The sequence below is a fragment of the Paracoccus sigandri genome, from assembly GCF_003709565.1.
GTDB lineage: Bacteria > Pseudomonadota > Alphaproteobacteria > Rhodobacterales > Rhodobacteraceae > Paracoccus > Paracoccus siganidrum.
Map to the genome: position 1 here is coordinate 1 of NZ_QNRC01000074.1, position 4,670 is coordinate 4,670.

The 4,670-nt window shown below is 70.0% G+C and carries 4 protein-coding genes; all 4 read right to left on the bottom strand.

Annotated features, from left to right (window positions below; translation table 11 throughout):
- A partial coding sequence (gene iolB, locus C9E82_RS23505) for a 5-deoxy-glucuronate isomerase (protein ID WP_122449408.1) occupies positions 1-698 on the bottom strand: 698 nt, incomplete at its 3' end.
- A gap of 185 nt (positions 699-883) precedes the next feature.
- A complete protein-coding gene (gene iolE, locus C9E82_RS23510; protein WP_119900198.1) occupies positions 884-1,792 on the bottom strand; it encodes a myo-inosose-2 dehydratase in 909 nt (302 codons plus the stop codon).
- A gap of 9 nt (positions 1,793-1,801) precedes the next feature.
- Positions 1,802-3,634, bottom strand: a complete 1,833-nt coding sequence (gene iolD, locus C9E82_RS23515) for a 3D-(3,5/4)-trihydroxycyclohexane-1,2-dione acylhydrolase (decyclizing) (protein ID WP_119900197.1) — start codon at positions 3,632-3,634, stop codon at positions 1,802-1,804.
- Positions 3,635-3,764: 130 nt separating this feature from the next.
- A partial coding sequence (locus C9E82_RS23520) for a 2-deoxy-5-keto-D-gluconate 6-phosphate aldolase domain-containing protein (RefSeq protein WP_122449407.1) occupies positions 3,765-4,670 on the bottom strand: 906 nt, incomplete at its 5' end.

The window sequence follows — 4,670 nt, forward strand, 5'->3', positions numbered from 1 at the left end:
GCGCCGCAGGGGTGATGCCCACGCGGGACCAGCACCACCTCGCCGTCCTTCACTGCCATTGTCTCGTCGAGGCTGCCGTCATCGGTATAGACCCGCTGCACCGCCCAGCCATCCTTCGGGTTCAGGCGGTGATAATAGGTCTCCTCCAGATAGGTGATGCGCGGGAAATCGTCCTCGTCATGGCGGTGGCTCGGGTAGCTCGACCAATTGCCGGCGGGGGTGAAGACCTCGGTGACCAAGAGCGAATCGCACCAGTCCTCGGCCTCCATGGCGATATTGTTGATGAAGCGGGCATTGCTGCCCTCGCCGCGCTGGGTCAGGGCGATGCCGTCCGGGCCGATGCGCCGCGCCGGGTGCCCGCCCTTTCCGGGGGCCGAGCAAACCGCGATCACGCAATCGGTATCGGCCTCGGCCCGCCAGTCGCTGCCGTCGGGCAGATAGAGGCAATGCGGCGGGGTCTTCTCGAAGACGTCCAGGCGATCGCCCAGCACGCCCCAGTCCCGGCCGGCACCGCTGATCCGGGCCTTGCCTTCGACCATGACCAGGATCGCCTCATCGGCGCCGGTCGCCCCGGCGGCGCTTTCGCCCCCCCGCAGGCGCCACAGCGAAAACCCCACATATCGCCAGCCCGCATCCGCGGGGGTGATCCGATGCACCTCGCCATGGCTGCCGAAGGGTCTGCGCAGAAGTGGGCTCATTCCTGTCTCCTTTCCCGACGGGCCTTTCATCTTGGCCCAAATATCCCGGGGGGAATCCCGCAGGGATGGGGGGCAGCGCCCGCCCCCCCCCCCCCCCCCCCCCCCCCCCCCCCCCCCCCCCCCCCCCCCCCCCCCCCCCCCCCCCCCCCCCCCCCGCCGCCCCCGGCAAGGTCCCGCCCCCGGCCTCAGGCCCGCACCCGGTCCAGCCCGGCCTGCCGCGCCATGGCTTTCAGCGATTTCAGGCCGAGCGACTGGTATTCCAGCGGGGGGTATTTCTCGGGATCCTGCTCGGCCTCGATCACCAGCCAGCCGTCATAGCCGTGATCGGCCAGGATCCTCAGCAGCGGCACGAAGTCGATGGCGCCCTCGGGGTCGCCGGGCACGGTGAAGGCGCCGGCCAGCACGCCCTGCAGGAAGCTCATGTCCTTGGCCCGCACCTGCTCGGTCACCGGGCGGCGGATGTTCTTGGCGTGGAAATGCGCCACGCGACCCGCGTGCCGGCGCAGCACCGCCTCGGGGTCGCCGCCGCCGAAGGCGCAATGGCCGGCATCGAACAGCAGATGCGTCGCCGGCCCGGTCGCGGCCATGAAGGCGTCGATCTCGCCCGGGGATTCGACCACGGTGCCCATGTGGTGGTGATAGGCCAGCGTGATGCCCTCGCCCGCCAGATGGGCGGCGAATTCCTCGATCCTGCGGCCGAACTCGGCCATTTCCCCGGGCGTCAGGCGCGGGCGGCGGTTCACCGGCATATCGGGCCGGCCATGCACGGTGTTCGAGCATTCGCAGGCGATGCAGACGCGGCAGCCATTGGCCTTGAGCTTTGCCAGATGGCCCTGCACCGCCGCGATTTCCTGTTCGACCGAACGGGTCAGCAATTCGGTCGAATACCAGCCCGAGACGAAGGCCAGCCCATGGCGGCCCAGCAGCTCCTTCAGCGCCAGCGGGTCGTCGGGCCAGCGATGGCCGTTCTCGATGCCGTCAAAGCCGATCACCTCGCCCGCCTCGTGCAGGATCTGCGCGGTCGGGATATGCGCGCCGATCGACTGGTCGTCGTCATTGGCCCAGGCGATGGGGTTGGTTCCGTAGCGGATCATGGTTTTTCCTCAGTCGAAGATGCGTTGCCTTGCCGAATTGGCCTCGTAGCGCGCGCGGGCCTCACGCAGCCGCTCGGGTCCACCTGCCTGGGGCACCGCGACGTCCCACCAGTGCCCGCCGACATCCAGCCCCGGCACCGCATCCGTGTCGATGACGATCACCGTCGGGATGTCGCGGCTGCGCGCCGCGAGGATCTTCGCCTCCAGATCGGCGATGCCCGAGGCCTTCTCGGCATGGGCCCCCATCGAGGCGGCATGCGCGACGAAGTCGATCTCGGGCTGAACCTCGACATTGCTGTCCTTGTACATGTTGTTGAACTCGGCCCCGCCGCATTCGATCTGCAGGCGGTTGATGCAGCCATAGCCCCGGTTGTCGGTCAGAACGATGGTGAAGGGCACGCGCCGCATCACCGCCGTGGCCAACTCGCTGTTGGCCATCATATAGCTGCCGTCGCCCACGAAGCAGATCACCTCGCGCTCGGGCGCGGCCAGCTTGATGCCCATCGCGCCCGCGACCTCGTAGCCCATGCAGGAATACCCGTATTCCATGTGATAGCCGCCCGGCGCGGCCTGCCACAGCACCTGCAGGGCGCCGGGCATGGTGCCGGCGGCGCACATCGCCACGGTATTGCCGCGCGCCACCCGCTGCACCGCGCCGATCACCTGCGCGTCGGTGGGCAGGGCATTGCCCTCCGCCGGCGCGGCGGTCACATGGCGCACCGCCTCATGCCAGTCCCGTCGCGCGGCCGGATCGTGCCAGTCGAAGCGCCTGTCGCCCAGTTCGGCCCCGATCCGCTGCAACGCCACCCTGGCATCGCCGACAACCGGCGTGGCGCCATGCTTCTGCGCGTCGTAACCGGCCAGGTTGATCGACAAAAGCTTGCGTCCCGGCTCGGCGAAGACCGTCCACGAGCCGGTGGTGAAGTCCTGGAACCGCGTGCCGACACCGATCACCAGGTCGGCCCGTGCGGCCAGCTCGTTCGCGCAGGCCGATCCGGTCACGCCGGGCGAGCCGAAGTTCAGCTCATGCTCCCAGGACAGCGCCGACTTGCCGGCCTGGGTTTCCACCACCGGGATGCCGTGGCGGGTCGCGAAATCCACCAGCTCCGCCTCGGCCCCGGAATAGAGCACACCGCCGCCCGCGACGATCACCGGGCGGCTTGCGGCGGCGATCAGCCGGACGGCCTCGGCCACCTCAACGGGATCCGGCTCGGGCCGGCGGATCCGCCAGGTCTTCGGTTCGAAGAAGCTTTCCGGCCAGTCGTAAGCCTCGGCCTGCACGTCCTGGCAGAAGGCCAGCGTGACCGGCCCGCAATTCGCCGGATCGGTCATCACCCGCAGCGCGCCGGGCAGCGCGGTCAGCAGTTGCTCGGGGCGCTGGATGCGGTCGAAATAGCGGCTGACCGGGCGGAAGCAGTCATTGGCGCTGACGGTTCCGTCGTCGAAATCCTCGATCTGCTGCAGCACCGGATCGGGCCGGCGGTTCGCGAAGACATCGCCCGGAATGAACAGCACCGGCAGCCGGTTCACATGCGCCAGCGCGGCGGCGGTGACCATGTTCGTGGCCCCCGGCCCGATCGAGCTGGTCACCGCCTGCGCCCGCCGGCGCCGCATGGTCTTCGCATAGGCGATCGCGGCATGGGCCATGGTCTGCTCGTTCTGCCCGCGCCAGGTCGGGAAGGCATCGCCGATCCCGTGCAGCGCCTCGCCGATCCCCGCCACATTGCCATGGCCGAAGATCGCCCAGCAGCCCTCGATGAACCGCTCGCCCTCTTCGGTCATCTGCACCGACAGCCAGCGCATCATCGCCTGCGCCGCCGTCAACCGCACTGTCCCGCTCATCGCATCCTCCTGCGCATCACCGCCACGCGGCCGCCCTCTTTCAGCTTGGTCCAAATATCCCGGGGGGAATCCCGCAAGGGATGGGGGGCTGGCCCCCCGGCCGTCGCGGGACGCAATCCCGCCCCGCCGCTCATGCCGCCTCCGCCGCCGCCCGGCGCGCCTCGTCCCAGATCCCGCAGAGCCGCGAGAACCGCTCCGCCATCCGCCCCACGGCCTCCGCGTCCGACACCTCGCCCGCCAGCCAGTCCCGCGCCACCGCGCCGAAGATCGTCCGCCCGACCGCGAAGCCGCGCACCAGATCGAACCCCGCCGCCACCTCGAAACTGGCGGCCAGATCCGCCTCGGGCGCATCCAGCCCCAGCACCACGATGCCGCGGGTATGGCGGTCATGCGCCTCGATCGCGGCGATGGCGTTCCGCCAGGCGGCGGCGGTCTGCATCGGCTCCAGCTTCCACCAGTCGGGATAGATCCCGGCGGCATAGAACTGCCCGATCAGGGTCGCCGTGGTGTCGTCATCGACCGGCCCGACCTTCGAGGGGATCACCTCCAGCAGGAATTCCAGCCCGTTGCGCCGCGCCGCCGCAAACAGCCGCCCGACCGTCGCCTCCTGCGCGGCGCGGGTGTCAGTATCGTCGTCCGGGTGGCAGAAGCACAGCACCTTCACCACGTTCTCGCGCGCCCATTCGGCCAGCGCGCCGCAATCGGGGCCCAGCTCCGGCTCCAGCTGCAGCGGCCGAGAGCCCGGCCATTCGCAGGGCCGGCCGATCCACAGCCCGGTCCCCGAGGCCCGATGCAGCGCCCGCCGCCCGATCCGGTCGTCGCAGAGGATGCCGTAACCAGACTGACCGTCGGCGACCTGCAGCGCCGCCTGCAGGCACAGCTCCTTGAAGGCCCCGCCCCTTGCCGGCGTATAGCCTTCCATCTCCTCCAGCTGCGCCCGGTGGTCGAAGGCGAAGACCCGCATCGTGGACCAGTCGCCCGCGCCCGGATTGCGGCGATTGGTGGCCCGGTGGACCTGCTCCAGCTCGGCGTCGTT